An 18,130-nucleotide genomic window follows, 5' to 3' on the forward strand; every position below is an offset into this window, starting at 1 on the left:
GTGCGATGGATAACAAGCGCATTGTGAGGATGGCGGAGCTCGAAATCGATCCTGTCCATCTTGATGATTACCGCCGTCTCTTGATTGAGGAGATCGAGGCTTCGGTGCGACTTGAAGAGGGCGTCCTCGCTCTCAACGCCATCGCCTTGAAGGATGCCCCGGAGACAATCCGCATTCTCGAAGTCTACCGCGACGTCCAGGCCTATGAGGCGCACTTACAGACGCCGCATTTTCTCAAATACAAGCGCGAAACCCAGATGATGGTCCGGTCGCTGAGCCTGATCGATGTCGAGCCTGTGGCGATGGTGAGCAAATGAACTGGGATGATGTGCGCCTGTTTCTGGCGGTCGCCCGGACAGGCCAGATCCTTGCCGCCTCACGACGGCTTGGTCTCAATCACGCAACCCTGTCGAGGCGCCTGACCTTGCTGGAAACTGCCTTGGAGACGAGGCTCTTTGTCCGCCGCACCAATGGCTGCGAATTGACAGAAGAAGGGGCACGGTTTCTCATCTCCGCAGAGCGCATGGAAGCTGAAATGCTTTCCGCTCAGGCTGTTCTGGGCCAAGGCCTCTCAGCGATCAGCGGTACGGTCAGGATCGGAGCTCCGGATGGCTTTGGCGTCTCGTTTCTCGCGCCGCGTCTCGGTGCATTGACGGCGGCGCATCCGGAATTACGGATCGAGTTGGTGCCTGTGCCGCGGTCTTTCTCGCTTTCCCACCGCGAGGCCGACATTGCCATTACAATCGAACGGCCCGAGCAAGGGCGGCTGGTGTTTTCAAAGCTGACCGATTACTCACTCGGCCTCTATGCGTCGAAAACCTATCTCGAACAAAATCCGGCACCCCAATCTGTCGAGGATTTGAGGCAGCATCGGCGGATTGGATATGTCGAAGATCTGATCTTTTCGCCATCGCTCAATTTTACCGCAGAAATCATGCGCGACTGGGACGCGACATTTGCGGTTTCCAGCGCGATCGGTCAAACCGAGGCGGTGCGTTCCGGCGCAGGGATTTGCATTCTGCATGACTACATTGCCCGCAACGATCCGAGCCTTGTGCGGTTGCTTCCCGAGATTTCCATCCGGCGATCCTACTGGACGGCCTATCACGAGAATGCCCGGCAACTCGCCCGCGTGAGGACGGTCGTGCAGTTTTTGCAGGATATCGTTGCGAAAGAACGTCGCAGCTTCTTGTAAGCGAACCGGTTAGCGAGCCGACAGGCAATGCTGAAGCAGAGCCAGCAAGGCCGATCCGGCCTCTTCAATCTCGCCACTATTGTCGATGTTCGTCACATCGAAACTGTCGCAGATGGCATCGACCTTACGATCGAGCCGACCCATGATTTCCACCATGCTCTCGCGCCCGCGATTTGCCAGCCTCTCCGAAAGAATCTCCGGCCGGGCCGTAACCACGACCACCTTCAATGACGGGAAAGCACTTCTGAAATGCGGCAGCGCCGAACGCGAGCCGTTGGCCACCGCCACACCACCCGTCTTCAGATACTCTTTCACCGATGCGGGAATGCCGTAATGCAGGCCATGGGCACTCCATGACACACAAAATTCGCCGGCTACCTTTTTCCGCTGGAACGCTTCTTCGGTGCAGCCCTGGTGATTTTCACCACCAGCATCGCTGTCTCTGGTGATGACACGGCGGACGAAATGCACATCGGGATTATCCCGCAGGTGGTCTGCGGCATAATCGATGAGCGTATCCTTGCCGGCGCCACTCGGGCCGACGACGACGATCATCGTTCCGAGCAGGTTGGGGCCTGGTGACGGTGAGTCAGACGATGCGAGGCTCATGCGACACGTTTTCCCTGTCGCCAGACGCTCCGCACCACCGGCACGCCGCTTTCGCGGCGGACGCGCACGAGGTCTGCACGCAGTCCTGCCGCAATGGAGCCGCGATCCGTCAGGCCAACGGTCTTTGCCGGCGTTGCCGTCACCATCGCAAGCGCCTTGGGAAGGGTGATGCCTTCCACCTGATCGGCCAGCAGGAAGGGGGCGTAGAGCAGGCTAAAAGGCACGTAATCCGACGACAGTACATCGAGAACGCCTAGTTCGGCGAGATCGCGCGCAGCAATATTGCCGGAATGGGATTTGCCGCGAACAATGTTCGGCGCGCCCATCAGCACACTCATGCCAGCGGTATGAGAGGCCTGGGCAGCCTCGACACTCGTTGGAAATTCGGCAAGCCGCACACCGTGGCCAATGGCTTCTTCGACATGGGCTTCCGTCGCGTCGTCATGGCTGGCCACCGTGATGCCGCGTTCGGCGCAGCGGGCCGACAGATAATCGCGGTGCTTGCCGGAGAATTTTTCCGACGCAGAGACGCGTCGATCAACAAAAGCCTTGAAGGCTTCGTCACTCAAGCCGCGCTTTTTCTGGTAGAACATGACGTACTGATCCATGGTCTGGAACTGACGCTGGCCCGGGGAATGGTCCATCAGCGAGATCAGCCGCACATGCGGATCGTTTTCAAAGTCTTCGAAATGCTCCAGCACGTCGGCGGAGGCAACTTCGCAGCGTAGATGCAGCAGGTGGTCGGAGCGAAGGCGATCTTCACCCTTCGCCTTTTCGATGGCATCGGCCATGTCACGCATTTCGCCGCGCGCAAAGCCGCCATCCTCATCCGAGCCAAGACGCAGGCAATCGAAGACGGTGGTGATGCCGGAGGACGCGACCTGCGCATCATGCGCCTGAATGGCGGCGATCTTGTCCCAGGTTACACCGGGGCGGGGCGAATAATGCTGCTCCAGGTGGTCGGTGTGCAATTCGACGAGGCCGGGGATCAGATAGTCGCCTTCGAAATCTTCGCCGGCTCTTGATGAACCCTCACTGATATCGGCAATTACGCCATCGCGGATCAGGACGGAGCCTTGTACGACATCGTCGGACAGCACGATGCGCGCATTGGATAGGACATGTTCAGCCATTTCGGACATCTTTCGTATTGGGAGCAGCCAGTGGCTGCCAGCTATGAACGGTAAAGGCTTCGCCCCGCTCCTTTTCGACGAAAAGGCCAAGGCCGGAGATCGTCAGCGGGCGATGGATGAAGCCGGCAAATGTCTTGGTGAGGATATCCGCCATCTCGTCGCTGCGTCCGTCACTCACCGGCCCGGTCAAGGTCATGTGGAAGCGGAAATCGTCCATGACGTAGGGATAGCCGAAGCGATGCAGGTTGGCGCGCTGGCTTTCGCTCAGCGTCTCGGGTTTTCGACGGGCAATGTCGCGCTCGGAGAGGGGCGCGCGGAAGGGTTCGAAGTGCTCGACCACATCGGCGGCAAAATCCTGAAGCGGCTGGTGGCGTGTCGCAGGCACCAGAGCGAAGAAGGGCCCGAGCGATCCGACAACGACTTCTGGAATGTCGAAGGCGGTGCGTGAGGAGGCAAAGGCCGAAAATGCCTCGATCAGTTGCTCTTCGCTTTTGTCGGGGGCAAGCTCGAAGGGCGCTTTCAGCGTGGCGTGGAAGCCGTAGCGTCGCGGATCTTCCGTCACATCGGCGAAGCTAACGTAATCGTCAAAGACCTCTTCGGAAAAGGCGTGGCGCCCCAGCCACCGCGACGCTGTCTCAGTCAGCGGATCAGTGGCGGAAGGCGAAAAATAGAGAGCGTAGCGCACGATGTCGCACTTTCAAACGTCATGAAAACAGCGGAAGCGTCATTTGAGACGACTCGTCTCTACCCCGCAAGGTCAGAAGTGCGAGGTAGACCTTTTCCATGACAGAATGATGATATCACCCGACAAATTTGCCGGATATGAACGTCGAGTTTAAAGCGTGTCGCGATCTTTCAGATTCGCTCCTTACGCTTTAAGTCCTTGTTTTGTCGCATGTCGTTATCGCAAAACCGGTGACCACTTTTGCGCGACATGCTTTAGTGATGGGGTTTCCCGATAAGGCGGAAGCGGATCGCGTTCGACATATTGTCAAAAAGGAAGACGACGATGAGGATCAACAGCACCATATAGGCGACCTTGTCCCAATCTTGATTGGTGCGCATGGCTTCCAGAAGTTTGAGGCCGATACCGCCGGCACCGACCGCGCCGATAATGGTGGCGGAGCGGGTGTTGCTTTCCCAGAAATAGAGCGACTGCGAGATGAAAACCGGAAGCACCTGCGGAATGACACCATAGCGATTGACGATCATGGGCGACGCACCGACAGACTTCACGCCCTCGCGCTGCTTGTCATCGACATTTTCCAGCGCCTCGGCATAGACCTTTCCAAGCGCGCCGGTATCGGTGAAGAAGATCGCGGCGATGCCGGGGATCGGTCCGGGGCCGAAGCTGCGGGTAAAGAACAGCGCCCAGATCAGCATATCGATGGAGCGCAGGAAATCGAACGCGCGCTTCATGCCCCAGTTTGCCGCCCTGTTGGCGGTGATGTTGCGCGCGGCGATGAAGGCAAGCGGGAACGCAACGAGCGTGCCGAGCAGCGTGCCGAGAAACGCCATGACCAGCGTCTGCAGCAGTTTGGACAAGATATCCTCATGTTGCCAGACGTCGTTCCCCAGGAAGTCATCGACCATTTTGTCAATATTGGACTGTGCTGGATCGATGCGGGGCTGCCAAAGGGCGAGCGACGCGAGCTCCCCCCAGCTTTTGCCCCAGAACTGCGAACGTGTATCGAAGAAGAAATTGGCCCAACCCAGGAAACGGCGCTGGACGTAAAGTTGCGAGGTACGGATCTCCGCCTGTCCGGCAAAACCATATTCGACCACGACCTTGTTCTCATCCTGGCGGATCTGAGACGGCGCGCCGGCGGGCGCAGTGACGCGGTCTGCGCCGATCGTCACCGGATAGAGCTTGCCGTCGATATAGACGTTCGCCTGCGTCGGCGTGACATCGATACGGTTCTGCCCACCGCCATAGATCACGCTATAGCCGCCATCCGGAAGAGGCTGAAGCCAGCTGATATGGGCATTGGCCGGATATTGACCGCGGCTCGTCCACTGCGGAACCACCTTGCCATCTTCAAAGCGAAGTCGCGGCTGAGCGCGCCAGGAATACCAGTCCTGAATATAGCTCGACGCGCGCTCCCAGCGGCCATTCATCAAGGCCGGGCCGATATTGAAGGCGAAGAAGCAGATGACGAGATAGACGAAGACCGCGACGAGGCCGAGGAACAATCCGTACCGGCGCAGGAAGCTCTGCTGGAAGACCTGCGGATATTGCGAAAGAAGGCGTTCGCGATCCGCACCATTGATGACAAAGCTCGTGGACATCAGGCCGCTCCCCGTCCGAATTCAAAGGATTGATGGCCGATCAGTCTGCGGCGCAGCCAGCCGGAAAACTGGTCGACGGCGATGATGGTGACCAGCAGCATGATGATGATGGCATAGGTCTTGGCGGCGTGATCGTTGCCGATCGCCAGGCGAAAGACCTCGCCGATACCGCCGCCGCCAACAGCACCGATGATGGTGGAGGCGCGCACATTGATTTCGGCGCGCAGCAGCGCATAGGAGACGAAATTCGGCAGAACCTGCGGCACGATGGCAAAGCGCACCCGCTCCAGCCAGTTGGCACCCGATGCCCGCAACCCTTCATCCGGCTTCATATCGGCATTCTCGACGACTTCGAAGAACAGTTTTCCGAGCGCGCCAACGGTATGAATGGTGATGGCGACGATGGCAGCAATGGGCCCGAGCGAAAGGATAGCGGTCAGCAATCCGGCGATGACGATTTCCGGAAAGGCGCGCATGACTTCCAGCATGCGTCGGACGGCGAAACGCACGGCACCGGCGCCGACGAGATTGGTGGAGGCAAAGAAGCACAGCGCGAAAGCGAAGGCCGTGCCGATCAGCGTCGAAACCAGCGCAATGTTCAGGGTGATGATCAGCTGATAGAAGAAATGCGGAATATAAAAGCCGTCGCCGATATAGACCCGCTCCGAGACATAGTCGTATTTCAGCGAGCCGTCGGCATAGGGTGACGGCAGATCGAACATGGCGCGAACGACTTCCATCGGGCTGTTCGGCAGGAAAGTCTTCATAAAATCGAAGAAATAGGGCAGCCGCTCGAAGAACTTGCCGGAATTGGCGCTGTTGGCGAAATCGAGCGAGGCAAAGAGCAGCGCAAGAAAGACGACGATGGCGATGCCGGTGTAGATACGTCGCGTGACCAGCTGTTGCTGGTAGTGCTGCATGACCTTTTTCGAGGCCTCGCCGAACGTATCTGGGGTGATTGGCGTGCTAGCCATGTCTTTTGCGTCCTTACCGGAGCCATGCGGGTGACGATGGATTCACCGATGCTCTCATTCACCGTTTCAGCGGCACCCCTTTGGAAGCGTGACGGCGTTCCCGGGTGCGCTTTAAAAAAACGGCGGCGTCTTTCTGACGCCGCCGTCTCATGCCTTTGCTGGCAATCAGCCGCCGATCACGGCCTTACGGGCATCAACGATCGTCTGGTAGAAGGACGGATCGACCTTGATGTATTCCTTGTTCTTGCCCTGGGTGAAGCCCTGGAAGCAGGCCAGATCCTTTTTCGGCAGGTCGAGGAAGAAAGCTTCGATCTTTTCCTTCATCGGCTCGCCGACCTTGTTGGCAACCATCAGCGGACCGTTCGGGATCAGCGGCGACTTCCAGACTTCGACGAGATCGTCCATGTCGAGATTGCCCTTGGCGACCATCTGGTGGAGGTTGCCGGAGCTGTAGCCTTCTTCCCACTTGCCAACGCCGGAGCCGAAGGTGGTGCCGACATCGAACTTCTTGTCGAGAACGGCGAGAACGAGGTTCTCATGGCCGCCGCCGAAGCCGGTTTCAGAGAAGTATTCCTTGACCGGCTTGCCGGTTTCCTTTGGCAGGGCGACGTTCGGGATGAGATAGCCGGAAGTGGAGTCCGGATCGGCAAAGCCGAGCTTCTTGCCCTTGGCGTCTGCCAGCGTCTTGATGCCGGAGTCCTTGCGGGCAACCATGATGGTGTAATAGCCGCTGGAGCCGTCAGCGCCGGTGTATGTCAGGATCGGATCGACAGCCTTCGGGTCCTGAATAGCGATCTTGGCGTAGGAGGACGCGCCCATGGAAGCAATGTCGATGGTGCCGCCCAGCAGACCCTGGATAACGCCGTTATAGTCCGGCGATGGGAAGAGCTGAACCTGCTCAACACCAGTGGCAGCCTTCAGGCCATCGGCAATGCACTGCGCGTTGCGCAGCTGGTCGTTGGAGTTTTCGCCGCCATCGAGGCCGATGCGCAGAACCTTGACGTCCTGAGCGAGAGCCGAACCGGCCAGAAGGCCAAGTGCAACCGCCGAAAGAAGAGCTTTCTTCAACATGGATTTATCTCCGTTTTTCCGGCGAGCCGGAGTTTGACACGATATGGAATGTGATATTGGCCCCTGACGCGGGCGGATCGATGCTGTGCAGTCCTTACAGTCCAGCCATGGAAAGCGGCTTGGGAGCAGAAGCTTCAGGACCGGCAGATGGGTGTTGGGCGCGCGCGGTAAGCTCCGCACCTTCAATGGTGATGCTGGTCGACGTCATGGTTTCGTCGATGCCGGCACCATGAGAATCAGTACCGTAGATTTCCTTGACCGCGCGGGCATCGAGTTCGGCGGGCGTGCCGTCGAAGACGACGCGACCGGCCGCCATGCCGATGATGCGCTCACAATAATTGCGGGCCGTATCGAGCGTGTGCAGGTTGGTGATGACGGTGATGCCTTCGCGCTCATTGATGTCGCGCAGCGCATCCATGACGATTTTTGCGTTGAGCGGGTCAAGCGAGGCAATGGGCTCATCGGCAAGCAGCATGCGCGGCGACTGCATCAGTGCACGTGCGATCGCCACACGCTGCTGCTGGCCACCCGACAGCGTGCCGGCCGGCTGCATGGCCACGTGTTCGATCCCCAGGCGCTCCAGTGCTGAAATCGCCATCAGACGCTCTTCGGTGGTGAAGATGCTGAGCAGGCTCAAGACAGTGGAGCGGTGGTCGAGGCGACCGAGCATGACGTTGGTCAGCACGTCGAGACGCGGCACGAGATTGAATTGCTGGAAGATCATGGCGCAATCGCGCTGCCAGTGGCGAAGCGCAGCGCCGCGGAGCGAGGAAACCTCAAGATCGCCAAAATGAATGGAGCCGGATGTGGGATCGACCAGGCGGTTGATCATGCGCAGCAGGGTGGATTTTCCTGCACCCGAACGTCCGATGACGCCGACCATCTGGCCCTGGGGGATGTCGAGCGTCACGCTGTCGACGGCGGTCGATTTGCCGAAGCGGCGCGTTACCTGCTTGAGGTGAAAAGTCATAGGCCAAATCCAGTCTCGTTATTTCGGATTCGGCCTATCAGGGGTGCGTGAAGCGCGAATGTCAGTTTGATGAAGAAATTATTACAAGGCTGACGTCACGGGAGATGGTGTTCGTTTACCCGTCATACTTGGCAAGAAACGCTTCCGCTTCGAGCGAACGGAAATCATCGAGGGCAGCGCGAAGCCTCGCGTGATCCCAATCCCACCAGGCCAGCCGGTCCATGCGCTCGCCGATCTCTTCCGGGAAACGGCGTCGGATGAGTTTGGCTGGCACACCGCCGACGATGGTGTAGGGCGCAACATCCTTCGAGACCACGGCACCGGCACCGACGACGGCGCCATTGCCGATGGTGACGCCGGGCAGGATGGTCGCGCCGTGTCCGATCCAGACATCATGGCCGATGACAACTCGTCTGGCGCGTCTTGCGGCGAAGAACTCCGTCTCGTCCTCAGCATCGTCCCAATAGTTATGGGCGCGGTAGGTGAAGTGGTGCAGCGTCGCGCGCGACATGGGATGGTTGGTTGCGTTGATGCGCACCGAGGCGGCGATGTTGACGAACTTGCCAATCGTCGCGCACCAGACGGCACCGTCCTGCATGATGTAGGAGTAGTCGTCCATCTCCACTTCTTCGATGCGGCAGCGCTCCGAGACTTCGATGTAACGGCCGAGCTTGGAGTTGACGACGCGGGCGCTTTCGTGAATGGCCGGTTCCAGGCCAACTTTGACACTCATGCTGCGATCTTTCTGGGTGAGAACTGCGAGACATCGAGGATGCGGTCGGCCACGGCTTCACGCACTTCCTCATCGTGAAAAATGCCAAGAAGGGCTGTTCCTTCGACTTTCTTTTGCCGGATCATCTCCACCACCACCTTGCGGTTGGCCGCGTCGAGCGACGCCGTCGGTTCGTCCAAAAGCAGGATGGCATGGTCGGTGATGAAGCCGCGCGCAATGTTGACGCGCTGCTGTTCGCCGCCGGAGAAGGTCGCGGGTGGCAGGGACCACAATTCCCGTGGCAGATTGAGTTTGGACAGCAACTCCCCTGCCCGTTCGCGTGCCTCTTCGACCGGAACTTTTCGCGCAAGCAGCGGCTCCGCCACCACATCGATTGCAGCAACGCGCGGGACGGTGCGCAGGAACTGGCTGACATAGCCAAGGCTGCGGTGACGGACCTCCAGCACGGTGCGGGGTGCGGCACTGCCGATATCGACCATCTGTCCCTCATGCTTGATGAGGATCTGGCCGCTATCGATGGCGTAGTTGCCATAGAGCATCTTGAGGATGGAGCTTTTGCCGATCCCCGAAGGCCCGCCAAGCACGACGCATTCGCCCGCCTGGACGGAGAAGTTCACATTGCGCACGACGGGCAGTTCGATCCCGTCACGCAGATGCATGGTGAAGCTTTTGAAGACTTCCGAAACAATGAGGGGGGTCGGCATGTCACACCTGCAGGATCGAGGAAACGAGAAGCTGGGTATAGGGCTCGCGCGGGTCGTCCAGCACGCGGTCGGTCAAGCCATGCTCGATGACGTTGCCACCCTTCATCACCATCATGCGGTGCGACAGGAGCCGTGCGACAGCAAGGTCATGGGTGACGACGATGACGGAGAGGCCGAGATCGTTGACGAGGCCGCGAACGAGATCGAGAAGCCTTGCCTGCACCGAGACATCCAGACCGCCGGTCGGCTCGTCCATGAAGACGAGACGCGGTGAGGTGACGAGGTTGCGGGCGATCTGCAGGCGCTGGCGCATGCCGCCGGAAAAGGCGCGCGGCTGGTCATCGATGCGATCGGTGCCGATCTCCACCCGCTCCAGCCATTCGCTGGCGGTGTTGCGGATATTGCCATAATGCCGGTTGCCGACTGCCATCAGCCGTTCGCCGACATTAGCGCCGGCAGATACCGTCATGCGCAGACCGTCAGCCGGATTCTGGTGAACGAAGCCCCAATCGGTGCGCATGAGGAAACGGCGTTCCGCCTCGCCCATATGGTAGAGATCGCGCAGAGACCCGTCGCGCATGCGATACTCGACGCTGCCGGTGGTCGGCATCAGCCGGGTGGAAATGCAGTTCAGCAGCGTGGTCTTGCCGGAACCGGATTCGCCGACGATCGCCAGAACTTCTCCCGGCCAGAGATCGAAGGAGACGTTGCGGCAACCGGCGCGGTCGCCGTAATATTTGGAAACGTCGCGGACTTTCAAAAGCGGCTGGTCGCTCATTCTGCGGTCTCCTTCACATCGGCCAGCAGATGGCCGCGATGGCCATGTTCACGCCGATCTTCGCAATGGTCGGTATCGGAGCAGACGAACATGCGCCCGCCCCGATCATCCAGGATGACTTCATCGAGATAGACATGGTCCGCACCACACAGCGCACAGGGCTTGTCGAAAGTCTGAATCTCGAAGGGATGGTCGTCGAAATCGAGGCTGACGACTTCGGTGTAAGGCGGCACGGCATAGATGCGCTTTTCACGCCCGGCACCGAAGAGCTGCAAGGCTTCCGACATATGCATTTTCGGATTGTCGAACTTGGGTGTCGGCGACGGGTCCATGACGTATCGGCCTGCGACCTTCACCGGATAGGCGTAGGTTTTGGAAATACGGCCGTTATGGGCAATGTCCTCATAGAGGCGCACATGCATCAGGCCATATTCTTCCAGCGCGTGCATGACGCGGGTCTCGGTCTCGCGCGGCTCGAGGAAGCGCAAAGGCTCAGGAATCGGCACCTGGTAGACGAGCACCTGACCTTCCGTCAGCGTTTCTTCCGGAACGCGGTGACGGGTTTGGATGACGGTGGCTTCCTTGGTATGCGTGGTGACGGCGACATTGGCGACCTTTTGGAAGAAGGCGCGGATGGAGACGGCATTGGTTGTATCATCCGCCCCCTGGTCGATGACCTTCAGCACATCATGCGGTCCGAGGATTGAGGCTGTCACCTGCACGCCGCCCGTTCCCCAGCCGTAGGGCATGGGCATCTCACGCGAGGCAAACGGCACCTGGTAGCCGGGTATGGCAATGGCCTTCAGAATAGCGCGGCGGATCATCCGCTTGGTCTGTTCGTCAAGATAGGCGAAATTGTACGTAGCGAGACCTTCATCCGCGAAGGTTTCTTCAAATGAAACTTCTTCAAGCATCGTGCGTTGTCCTTCCGTAAGTCACAACGGATGTCAGGAGTAAATGATCATGGAGATCGGAATTCTCATTGCGCTGTTCTTCACTGTATTTGCAGCATCCAGCGTGTTTTGCGCATACTGGTTCAACGAGCAGCGCTGAAACCAAGTCTTTATTCGGCAGCATCGTTCAACCAACTTTCATCTGATCTTTGCGCAGCCTCGAAATCGGCGCGCATCTTTCTGACGAGACCAAGTTCAGCCTGGAAGTCGACATAGTGCGGGAGTTTCAGATGCTCCACGAAACCTGTCGACTGAACATTGTCCGCATGCGAAATCACAAATTCTTCGTCCTGAGCCGGTGCGGTTCTGTCCTCACCGAACTCGTCCGCGCGTAATGCCCGGTCGACCAGCGACATCGCCATGGCTTTGCGTTCGCTTTGCCCGAAGACGAGCCCGTAGCCGCGGGTGAATTGCGGCGGCGCCTTGGCCGAACCCTTGAACTGGTTGACCATCTGGCACTCGGTCACCTGAATGTCGCCGATGGAGACGGCAAAGCCGAGTTCGGGAATATCGAGTTCGACCTCCACCTCGCCGATTCTCACTTCACCGACAAAGGGATGGTTGCGGCCGTAGCCGCGCTGCGTCGAATAGGCCAACGCCAGGAGAAAACCCTCATCGCCCCGGGCGAGCGACTGCAGCCGCAAATCGCGTGCCATGGGAAATTCCATCGGTTCACGCGTCAGGTCGCCGGGAATATGATCTTCCGGCATATCACCATCACTTTCGATCAGGCCTTCTTCCGCCAGAATTTCCGAAACGCGCATGATGTGTTCGGCTTCTGAATCGCGCAGGACTGGCTCCTCCACCTCTCCGTCTTCGAGAAGCGAAGGATCGAGCAGGCGGTGGGTGTAGTCGAAGGTCGGGCCCAGCAACTGTCCGCCGGGCAGATCCTTGTAGGTCGCCGACACGCGGCGCTCGACCAGCATCTCGCCCGTTTCCACCGGGTTGGAATAGCCGAAACGTGGCAGTGTCGTGCGATAGGCGCGCAGCAGGAAGATCGCCTCGATCATGTCCCCACGCGATTGCTTGACGGCGAGAGCTGCAAGCGAGCGATCATGAAGCGAGGCTTCGGCCATCACCCGGTCGACGGCCAGGCCAAGCTGTTCGACGATCTGGCCGATCGTCATGGCCGGCAGGTTGCGGTCTCCACGACGACGATCGGCCAGCAGGCGGTGTGCATTGGCAATGGCGGTTTCTCCGCCCTTTACGGCAACATACATGGCTCAGGCCTCCGTCTTTATACGGGTGGAGCGCGGCAGGCAGATGAAGTGGCTGCCGCAGGTGAGGATGACATCGACGCCGCGGGGGAAGACCGCGCGGTTCTCACTCCAAAGCCGCACGAAGATGTCGGGCAGGCCTGAAGGGCGGATGATCTCGCTCTCGCGGATGCCGGGGCCGGAAAGACGCAGGGCTGGGCCGCCAGTCAAATCCGGCACTTCGATGATGACGGTTGCGGAGCGATCGGGATATTCTTGGCTACCCTGAGCGAAGAGATCGAAGGAGGACAGCGTGCTTCCGGCATCCAGAACCGCAAAACGGGCGTCAGCCTTGGTGGGCGCCATCTGCGCTCCGGTATGGAAGCTCAGCCAGCTTGGCACAACCGACTTCGAAAAGGCGCCGTTCATCCACACGGGCGTTTCGTAATCGCAAAGGGTGAGAAGAATGCCGCCGGCGGCCTTGCCGAGAGGGCTTGGCGGCTGGATCGGCAGATCGAACGACTGCAGCTTTCCCGGCCGCGCCATGCCGTCCATCGCAGCCTTGAAGATATGCTGGGAATCGAAGACCGGATCGGAAAAGCCGCCGGTTACGATGTTTGCTTTGGCGGACATTAGTCGTCTCCCCGTACCATGGTGAAGAAATCGACGCGGGTTGCGGCGGTTTGCTGAATGGCGTTGGTCTTGCGTTTTTCAAGACGAGACGCGACCACCGAGAGGACTTCGCGCTCAACGAGAGGACGGGTCGTCTCTTCCTGCCAAAGCGCATCGGCGATTGCCGCGTACCACGCCTGCTTGCGGCTGGTGCCGAGCGCATGGGCATGGCCGATCGTGCCGGAGGCAAGCTTGACGGTGGCGCGTGTCACTGTCGCCTCTCCGAGATTGAAGGGCGAACCGCCGCCGCCGATCTTTCCGCGCACCATGACGAGCCCGGTTTCCGGTCCACGCACCTTTTCGACTTGCGGCTTGGTATCCAGAGCGCTCCAGCAATTGAGAAGCTCTTCAACCGTCGCACGGGCCAGCAGCCCTGCGGCCCGCTTTCTCGCCTCTTGAATTTCGGTCGGTTCGTTCATTTTATCCTCAAACGTCTATTGATATAGACAACCATACAAGATAGCTTAGATGTAAGCCTCCAGCATGACAAGCGTGTGACATGACCCTGACGAACAATATGCGAAAGAAGAATGGCGTGGCGCTTTGGCGCCAGATCGCCGACCGGATCAGAACGGCGATTGCTGCGGGCGACTATGACGGCACCGGCATGTTACCGTCTGAAATGGTGCTGGCCGAACGCTTTGGCGTCAATCGTCATACCGTCAGAGGCGCCATCGCAGCGCTTGCGGATGAAGGCATCGTTCAGGCGCTGCAAGGCCGCGGGACAATCATCACCCGAAAAGATCGCCTGAATTTCCCGATCTCGAAGCGAACGCGTTTTACCACTGGTCTTGGCGATCAGGCACGGGAGATGGAAGGGCTGCTCCTGGCGAATTCCCTCGAGGGAGCGACGACAGCTCTTGCCAAGAAGCTGAATGTTGCGCCGGGTACGCCACTGATCCGGCTGGAGTTGCTGCGAAAGGTCGATCAGAAGCCAGTGTCGCGCTCGACATCCTGGTTTCCGGCTGAGCGCTTCGGCGGCATCGCCACTGACTATGAAGACACGGGCTCAATTACAGAGGCGCTGAAGCGATCCGGCGTGGCCGACTACGTCCGGGCGTCAACAACAGTCTCTGCCCGGCATGCGGAGGCCGACGATCTGGCCGATCTCGAATTGTCGCCGGGCGCCATTCTTCTCGTCTCCGATTCCTTGAATGTCGACATGGACGGCCAGCCGATCCAGTTCGGCACCAGCCGCTTTCCGGCGGATGTGGTGCAATTCACCGTAGAGAATTGAGGAATCGCATGTCAGTTCACCTCAATTCTTAGTGGTAGTTTGACAAATGGGTCCGCGCCAGACGGCGGCGGCGGGACCGACACACGCCCGACAGCCGCAATTATTTTCTTATCCCATTCAGGATTGCCCGTAGACGGAGAAAGTCTCGCCTGTTGTAGAGAGCCGTCCGACGCAGCGGTGAAAGAGACGGAGAAATCAACAATCATTTTTTTGCCTCGGGGGTTCATTCGTTTCACACTACGTGCAACAGCGCTATGCACCCTCGATTTCCAGTCAGCGGGAGACATGGAAGACGATGCAGAGCCCGCGCTGTTGCGAGACGCCGCCGTTCTGTCCGACTGTGTTGCCTCAGCCTTGGCGATATCGCGGCGCTGCGATTGCTGTGGCGCCGGCGTGGGCTTTTGTACTCGCTTCTTTTCCGGCTCTTTTTCCTTCTCCACCTTCTTCTGTACTGGTGACGGAGGCGGAGGACGAAGCACCGGAAGCGGAACCTCGACATTTTCGAGTTCCGCCACCTGCTGCTGTTTGATGGGATCGACTTCCTGCACCGGTTCTGGAGGCGCGGGCTCCTCCACAGGCTGCTGCACCACCTCTGGCGGCACTTCGGGGGTAGGCTCGGGCTCCACTGGCGGCTCTTCAACGACAGGCTCTGGAACCGGCTCCGGCGGAGGTTCTACGGGCGGCGGTTCTTCGACAGGCTGGGTGACGTTGCTTTTGACCTCTTCCGTCTCGACCTCGTCATTGGCTTCGACCGTTTCTTCGGTATTGACGGCCTCCGGCAGGGCCGCAAGCTCAATCATGATCGCCGCCTGAGGTGCGTTATCGCCCTGCTCTTCCGGCTTTTCCTGCATCAGATAATAGGCACCTGCGGCATGCACCGAGATCATCACCAGTGCCGCGACGGACCAGAGCGCGATCTCTCCCAAGCGGGATTGTCTGGAGCGAGGGTAGACGGGGTCCGTCACTGCGTCCCTCCATTTGGGGCAAGTGAAGGCTGGTTGGAGTTGGGAACCGGTGCGCCTGCTGGCGCAGAGCCTGCAGTCCCTTCCAGCCCGACAAGCGCGATCTTGAGATAGCCGCTATCACGCAGGAGGTTCATGATTTCCATGAAATGACCGTAGTCGACGGCCTTGTCGGCACGCAGGAAGATGCGCGTGTCCTTCTTGCCGCCCGTCTTGGCGTCCAGGCTGGAAGCTAGGGCTTCACGCGCCACCGCATCATTGCCGATATTGAGCGAGAGGTCGTCTTTCACCGTCAGATACAGCGGCTCATCGGGGCGCTCGGCCGGTTTTGCTGTCGAAGCCGGAAGGTCGACATTGACATCCACGGTCGCAAGCGGTGCCGCCACCATGAAGATGATGAGCAGCACCAGCATCACGTCGATGAACGGCGTGACGTTGATCTCGTGGTTTTCGGGAAGGTCGTCCCCGTGGCTTTCTCGAATACCGCCTGCCATGATCTTATCGTCCTACCAGGGAGACCTGGGGCTTGCTGGCGCTGCCCGGGGGGATGCGGCGGAAATCGAGATCGCGGCTGACCAGGCGCTCGACGCCGGCGGCAACATCGGCCAGCAGATGACGATAGCCGGTAATGGAACGGGCAAAGACGTTGTAGATCACCACCGCAGGAATGGCGGCCACCAGGCCGATTGCCGTTGCCAGCAAGGCTTCGGCGATGCCGGGTGCCACAATCGCAAGGTTCGTCGTCTGCGATTCGGAAATGCCGATAAAGGCGTTCATGATGCCCCAGACCGTGCCGAAGAGGCCGACGAAGGGCGACACGGAGCCGATGGAGGCCAGCACGCCTGTGCCGCGCGACATGCGGCGTCCTGCATGGGTTTCGATACGCGACAGGATGGAGGAGACGCGTTCCTTGATACCGCCGCCATCGGTATGAGCCACAACAGCGTCGGAAAGCTGCATCTCATAGGAGGCCATGCGCAACATCAAGGCGGCGGGACCGCCCTTCTTCTCGACCGCCTCTGTGGCTTCCGCCAGCGTTTTCGCCTTGTGAACGATTTTCAGCGTCGAGCCTGCCCGCACCCGCGCGGCGGCAAGCTCGATCGATTTCGCCAGCCAGACCGTCCAGGTGATGAGCGAGGCCAGAGCAAGGCCGATCATGACGCTTTTGACGACCCAATCGGCCGCCATGAACATGCCCCAGGGAGAGAGGTTGTGCGGAATATCGGACCGTTCATCGGCACTGACCTCCACCGCAGAAGGAGCCTCGCCAGATGGCGTTGGCTGTGCTGCGGGTGGCTCCGCTGATGCAGGTGCCTGTGCGTCCGACGGTTGAGCCGGAGCTTGCGTGGCCGGAGCAGTCGCTGCGGGCGGTTGCTGATTCTGTGGTGCAGCCTGCTGCGCCTGTGGCGTCTGCGAGGGCTGAGTGGGGGCGGATGGGGCGGAATTCGTAGCCGGCGAAGGAACCTGCTCTGTCTGAGTGGTGGCAGGCATGTTCTCTGAGGGCGCCGCCGTCTGGGCAACCGCCTGCACGGAGGAGGCGCTGATCAAAACGGTCACCGCCAGCGCCATGGGTCGGCAGCGCGTCCAGGATGCCACGACAGGATTGGACGAAGAAATCGAGAGTATGGAGGTCATCAGATGGTCCCGGGTTTTCTGTACTGCACGACGACCAGACGCATCGGCATAGCCCTCACCCGCACCAAGGTAACGGACATGCAAGCCCGCTCCGCTATAAGTGGAGTAAGATTAGCCACTAATACATTGGAGAAACCGGAGCTGTAAACTCATCTTTTACAAAAACGTGCGTGATGAAGCGATGTTTCTGCATGTCCTTTCGCGCACCATCACTGCTGTTGCATCGGCAGGAATTGCGCCACGAGCTCATGACGCTCGCCTGGATAGGTCACCGTGACATGGGTGACATAGACTTGACCATGCCAAGTCCGTCTCTCAACGACGAGGCAAGCAGTGCCAACAGGAATGGCCAGCGCATCTGCGATCCGGCGGTCGGCGGAGATGGCGCGGATGCGGTGCTCGGCAGCGCTCCAGGGGACCATCTGCAAAAGCCATGACCCCGGACCCACCGAGGAGAAATCCGCATCTTTTGCCTCGGGCACGGCGGACACGTTGACGATGCGATCCTCAAGACAAAACGGGATGTCGCCGGTGAAGTGCCGGCAGGTCAGCGAGAGAATGCTGGCCCCCGCCTTTACCTCCAGGGCGGCACGATCCTGTGCTGTCGCCTTGCGCAGCTCGCGATGATCCAGATGATAACCGTAGGTCAGGCCCATCTGCTGAACTTCGCGCTGGATATCGTGGATTTCCAGAACGGCGGATTGGGCGTGCGGCCGTGTAACGAAGCTGCCGGAGCGACGGCGGCGCTCGATCAGGCCCTTCTTGACCAGTTCGGTCAGCGCCTTGTTCACCGTCATGCGCGAACAGTCATATTCCTTCGTCAGCTCATGCTCGAAGGGAATACGATAGCCGGGGGGCCATTCGCCCGACAGAATCCGGCCTTCCACGTCGCTCATGATACGCTCGTGTAAGGACCTTTCCTGCGGTGCCGGCGCTTCAGCCATGGTTTTCGTTCCGTTTACGGCATCGGCTCAAAAATCGGCATCGATTTTCGGAAAAGCACGATGCGTATATTCAAA

21 protein-coding genes are annotated in these 18,130 nt (G+C 59.4%); 3 read left to right on the forward strand and 18 right to left on the reverse strand.

The genetic code is table 11. The features are described 5' to 3' along the window. The first annotated feature begins 5 nt into the window (after positions 1-5). Positions 6-317, forward strand: a complete 312-nt coding sequence (locus AC07U5_RS00765) for a putative quinol monooxygenase (protein WP_313556812.1) — start codon at positions 6-8, stop codon at positions 315-317. Continuing rightward, the gene (locus tag AC07U5_RS00770; protein WP_062427262.1) at positions 314-1,195 is read left to right on the forward strand and encodes a LysR family transcriptional regulator; all 882 of its coding nucleotides are present in this window, start codon (positions 314-316) and stop codon (positions 1,193-1,195) included. The genes AC07U5_RS00765 and AC07U5_RS00770 overlap by 4 nt, the downstream gene beginning before the upstream one ends. 9 nt (positions 1,196-1,204) lie before the next feature. Here AC07U5_RS00770 and phnN read toward each other — a convergent pair whose 3' ends face one another. The 14 genes from phnN to phnG all read right to left on the reverse strand — a co-directional run bounded on the left by phnN (position 1,205) and on the right by phnG (position 13,696). Next, on the reverse strand, positions 1,205-1,804 hold the full coding sequence (phnN, locus tag AC07U5_RS00775; RefSeq protein WP_313556814.1) for a phosphonate metabolism protein/1,5-bisphosphokinase (PRPP-forming) PhnN: 600 nt from the start codon (positions 1,802-1,804) through the stop codon (positions 1,205-1,207). After that, entirely contained in the window at positions 1,801-2,937 is a 1,137-nt protein-coding gene (locus AC07U5_RS00780) for an alpha-D-ribose 1-methylphosphonate 5-triphosphate diphosphatase (protein WP_494722039.1), read from the reverse strand. The genes phnN and AC07U5_RS00780 overlap by 4 nt, the downstream gene beginning before the upstream one ends. Further along, entirely contained in the window at positions 2,930-3,622 is a 693-nt protein-coding gene (locus tag AC07U5_RS00785) for a DUF1045 domain-containing protein (RefSeq protein ID WP_494722040.1), read from the reverse strand. Before AC07U5_RS00785 ends, AC07U5_RS00780 begins: the two co-directional genes overlap by 8 nt. A gap of 254 nt (positions 3,623-3,876) precedes the next feature. Continuing rightward, entirely contained in the window at positions 3,877-5,226 is a 1,350-nt protein-coding gene (phnE, locus tag AC07U5_RS00790; protein ID WP_494722041.1) for a phosphonate ABC transporter, permease protein PhnE, read from the reverse strand. Continuing rightward, on the reverse strand, positions 5,226-6,200 hold the full coding sequence (phnE, locus tag AC07U5_RS00795) for a phosphonate ABC transporter, permease protein PhnE (RefSeq protein ID WP_494722042.1): 975 nt from the start codon (positions 6,198-6,200) through the stop codon (positions 5,226-5,228). Before phnE (AC07U5_RS00795) ends, phnE (AC07U5_RS00790) begins: the two co-directional genes overlap by 1 nt. A gap of 165 nt (positions 6,201-6,365) precedes the next feature. After that, positions 6,366-7,271 carry a phosphonate ABC transporter substrate-binding protein gene (gene phnD, locus AC07U5_RS00800; protein WP_062443352.1) on the reverse strand — a complete coding sequence of 302 codons (906 nt, stop codon included), beginning with the start codon at positions 7,269-7,271 and terminating at the stop codon, positions 6,366-6,368. A 94-nt stretch (positions 7,272-7,365) separates the two neighbouring features. After that, positions 7,366-8,241 carry a phosphonate ABC transporter ATP-binding protein gene (gene phnC, locus AC07U5_RS00805; RefSeq protein ID WP_494722043.1) on the reverse strand — a complete coding sequence of 292 codons (876 nt, stop codon included), beginning with the start codon at positions 8,239-8,241 and terminating at the stop codon, positions 7,366-7,368. 115 nt (positions 8,242-8,356) lie between these two features. Beyond that, positions 8,357-8,974 (reverse strand): DapH/DapD/GlmU-related protein, encoded by a 618-nt coding sequence (locus tag AC07U5_RS00810; protein ID WP_062427270.1) that lies wholly within the window; start codon positions 8,972-8,974, stop codon positions 8,357-8,359. Then, the gene (phnL, locus tag AC07U5_RS00815; RefSeq protein WP_494722044.1) at positions 8,971-9,678 is read right to left on the reverse strand and encodes a phosphonate C-P lyase system protein PhnL; all 708 of its coding nucleotides are present in this window, start codon (positions 9,676-9,678) and stop codon (positions 8,971-8,973) included. The genes AC07U5_RS00810 and phnL overlap by 4 nt, the downstream gene beginning before the upstream one ends. 1 nt (position 9,679) lies before the next feature. Beyond that, positions 9,680-10,456, reverse strand: a complete 777-nt coding sequence (gene phnK / locus AC07U5_RS00820) for a phosphonate C-P lyase system protein PhnK (RefSeq protein ID WP_062427272.1) — start codon at positions 10,454-10,456, stop codon at positions 9,680-9,682. Next, positions 10,453-11,370, reverse strand: coding sequence for an alpha-D-ribose 1-methylphosphonate 5-phosphate C-P-lyase PhnJ (locus tag AC07U5_RS00825; protein ID WP_494722045.1), 918 nt, complete (start codon positions 11,368-11,370; stop codon positions 10,453-10,455). Before AC07U5_RS00825 ends, phnK begins: the two co-directional genes overlap by 4 nt. 149 nt (positions 11,371-11,519) lie before the next feature. Continuing rightward, positions 11,520-12,629: a carbon-phosphorus lyase complex subunit gene (locus AC07U5_RS00830; protein WP_113178849.1), complete on the reverse strand. Its 1,110-nt coding sequence runs from the start codon at positions 12,627-12,629 to the stop codon at positions 11,520-11,522. A gap of 3 nt (positions 12,630-12,632) precedes the next feature. Further along, a complete protein-coding gene (gene phnH / locus AC07U5_RS00835; protein WP_111850277.1) occupies positions 12,633-13,238 on the reverse strand; it encodes a phosphonate C-P lyase system protein PhnH in 606 nt (201 codons plus the stop codon). Further along, positions 13,238-13,696: a phosphonate C-P lyase system protein PhnG gene (gene phnG / locus AC07U5_RS00840; protein WP_113326670.1), complete on the reverse strand. Its 459-nt coding sequence runs from the start codon at positions 13,694-13,696 to the stop codon at positions 13,238-13,240. The genes phnH and phnG overlap by 1 nt, the downstream gene beginning before the upstream one ends. A gap of 80 nt (positions 13,697-13,776) precedes the next feature. On the opposite strand from phnG, the gene phnF reads away from it, so the two are divergent. Further along, on the forward strand, positions 13,777-14,514 hold the full coding sequence (gene phnF / locus AC07U5_RS00845) for a phosphonate metabolism transcriptional regulator PhnF (protein WP_494722046.1): 738 nt from the start codon (positions 13,777-13,779) through the stop codon (positions 14,512-14,514). An 11-nt stretch (positions 14,515-14,525) separates the two neighbouring features. Here phnF and AC07U5_RS00850 read toward each other — a convergent pair whose 3' ends face one another. The 4 genes from AC07U5_RS00850 to hutC form a co-directional block, all read right to left on the reverse strand. Further along, complete coding sequence (locus AC07U5_RS00850; protein WP_494722047.1) at positions 14,526-15,479, reverse strand: TonB C-terminal domain-containing protein; 954 nt, start codon at positions 15,477-15,479, stop codon at positions 14,526-14,528. Continuing rightward, on the reverse strand, positions 15,476-15,970 hold the full coding sequence (gene exbD, locus AC07U5_RS00855) for a TonB system transport protein ExbD (protein WP_113259728.1): 495 nt from the start codon (positions 15,968-15,970) through the stop codon (positions 15,476-15,478). The genes AC07U5_RS00850 and exbD overlap by 4 nt, the downstream gene beginning before the upstream one ends. A gap of 4 nt (positions 15,971-15,974) precedes the next feature. After that, positions 15,975-17,111, reverse strand: coding sequence for a tonB-system energizer ExbB (gene exbB / locus AC07U5_RS00860; protein ID WP_494723230.1), 1,137 nt, complete (start codon positions 17,109-17,111; stop codon positions 15,975-15,977). 209 nt (positions 17,112-17,320) lie between these two features. Then, the gene (hutC, locus tag AC07U5_RS00865; RefSeq protein WP_111850281.1) at positions 17,321-18,055 is read right to left on the reverse strand and encodes a histidine utilization transcriptional repressor HutC; all 735 of its coding nucleotides are present in this window, start codon (positions 18,053-18,055) and stop codon (positions 17,321-17,323) included. Between the last annotated feature and the right edge of the window lie 75 nt (positions 18,056-18,130).

This window comes from Agrobacterium sp. GW821-FHT02D03 (assembly GCF_059421725.1).

Excerpts from the sequence above, each read along its gene's own strand:
- AC07U5_RS00765 (WP_313556812.1), top strand. The coding sequence starts at position 6 with ATGGATAACAAGCGCATTGTGAGGATGGCGGAGCTCGAAATCGATCCT.
- AC07U5_RS00770 (WP_062427262.1), top strand. The coding sequence starts at position 314 with ATGAACTGGGATGATGTGCGCCTGTTTCTGGCGGTCGCCCGGACAGGC.
- phnN (WP_313556814.1), bottom strand. The coding sequence starts at position 1,804 with ATGAGCCTCGCATCGTCTGACTCACCGTCACCAGGCCCCAACCTGCTC.
- AC07U5_RS00780 (WP_494722039.1), bottom strand. The coding sequence starts at position 2,937 with ATGGCTGAACATGTCCTATCCAATGCGCGCATCGTGCTGTCCGACGAT.
- phnE (WP_494722041.1), bottom strand. The coding sequence starts at position 5,226 with ATGTCCACGAGCTTTGTCATCAATGGTGCGGATCGCGAACGCCTTCTT.
- phnE (WP_494722042.1), bottom strand. The coding sequence starts at position 6,200 with ATGGCTAGCACGCCAATCACCCCAGATACGTTCGGCGAGGCCTCGAAA.
- phnD (WP_062443352.1), bottom strand. The coding sequence starts at position 7,271 with ATGTTGAAGAAAGCTCTTCTTTCGGCGGTTGCACTTGGCCTTCTGGCC.
- phnC (WP_494722043.1), bottom strand. The coding sequence starts at position 8,241 with ATGACTTTTCACCTCAAGCAGGTAACGCGCCGCTTCGGCAAATCGACC.
- AC07U5_RS00810 (WP_062427270.1), bottom strand. The coding sequence starts at position 8,974 with ATGAGTGTCAAAGTTGGCCTGGAACCGGCCATTCACGAAAGCGCCCGC.
- phnL (WP_494722044.1), bottom strand. The coding sequence starts at position 9,678 with ATGCCGACCCCCCTCATTGTTTCGGAAGTCTTCAAAAGCTTCACCATG.
- phnK (WP_062427272.1), bottom strand. The coding sequence starts at position 10,456 with ATGAGCGACCAGCCGCTTTTGAAAGTCCGCGACGTTTCCAAATATTAC.
- AC07U5_RS00825 (WP_494722045.1), bottom strand. The coding sequence starts at position 11,370 with ATGCTTGAAGAAGTTTCATTTGAAGAAACCTTCGCGGATGAAGGTCTC.
- AC07U5_RS00830 (WP_113178849.1), bottom strand. The coding sequence starts at position 12,629 with ATGTATGTTGCCGTAAAGGGCGGAGAAACCGCCATTGCCAATGCACAC.
- phnH (WP_111850277.1), bottom strand. The coding sequence starts at position 13,238 with ATGTCCGCCAAAGCAAACATCGTAACCGGCGGCTTTTCCGATCCGGTC.
- phnG (WP_113326670.1), bottom strand. The coding sequence starts at position 13,696 with ATGAACGAACCGACCGAAATTCAAGAGGCGAGAAAGCGGGCCGCAGGG.
- phnF (WP_494722046.1), top strand. The coding sequence starts at position 13,777 with ATGACCCTGACGAACAATATGCGAAAGAAGAATGGCGTGGCGCTTTGG.
- exbD (WP_113259728.1), bottom strand. The coding sequence starts at position 15,970 with ATGGCAGGCGGTATTCGAGAAAGCCACGGGGACGACCTTCCCGAAAAC.
- exbB (WP_494723230.1), bottom strand. The coding sequence starts at position 17,111 with ATGACCTCCATACTCTCGATTTCTTCGTCCAATCCTGTCGTGGCATCC.
- hutC (WP_111850281.1), bottom strand. The coding sequence starts at position 18,055 with ATGGCTGAAGCGCCGGCACCGCAGGAAAGGTCCTTACACGAGCGTATC.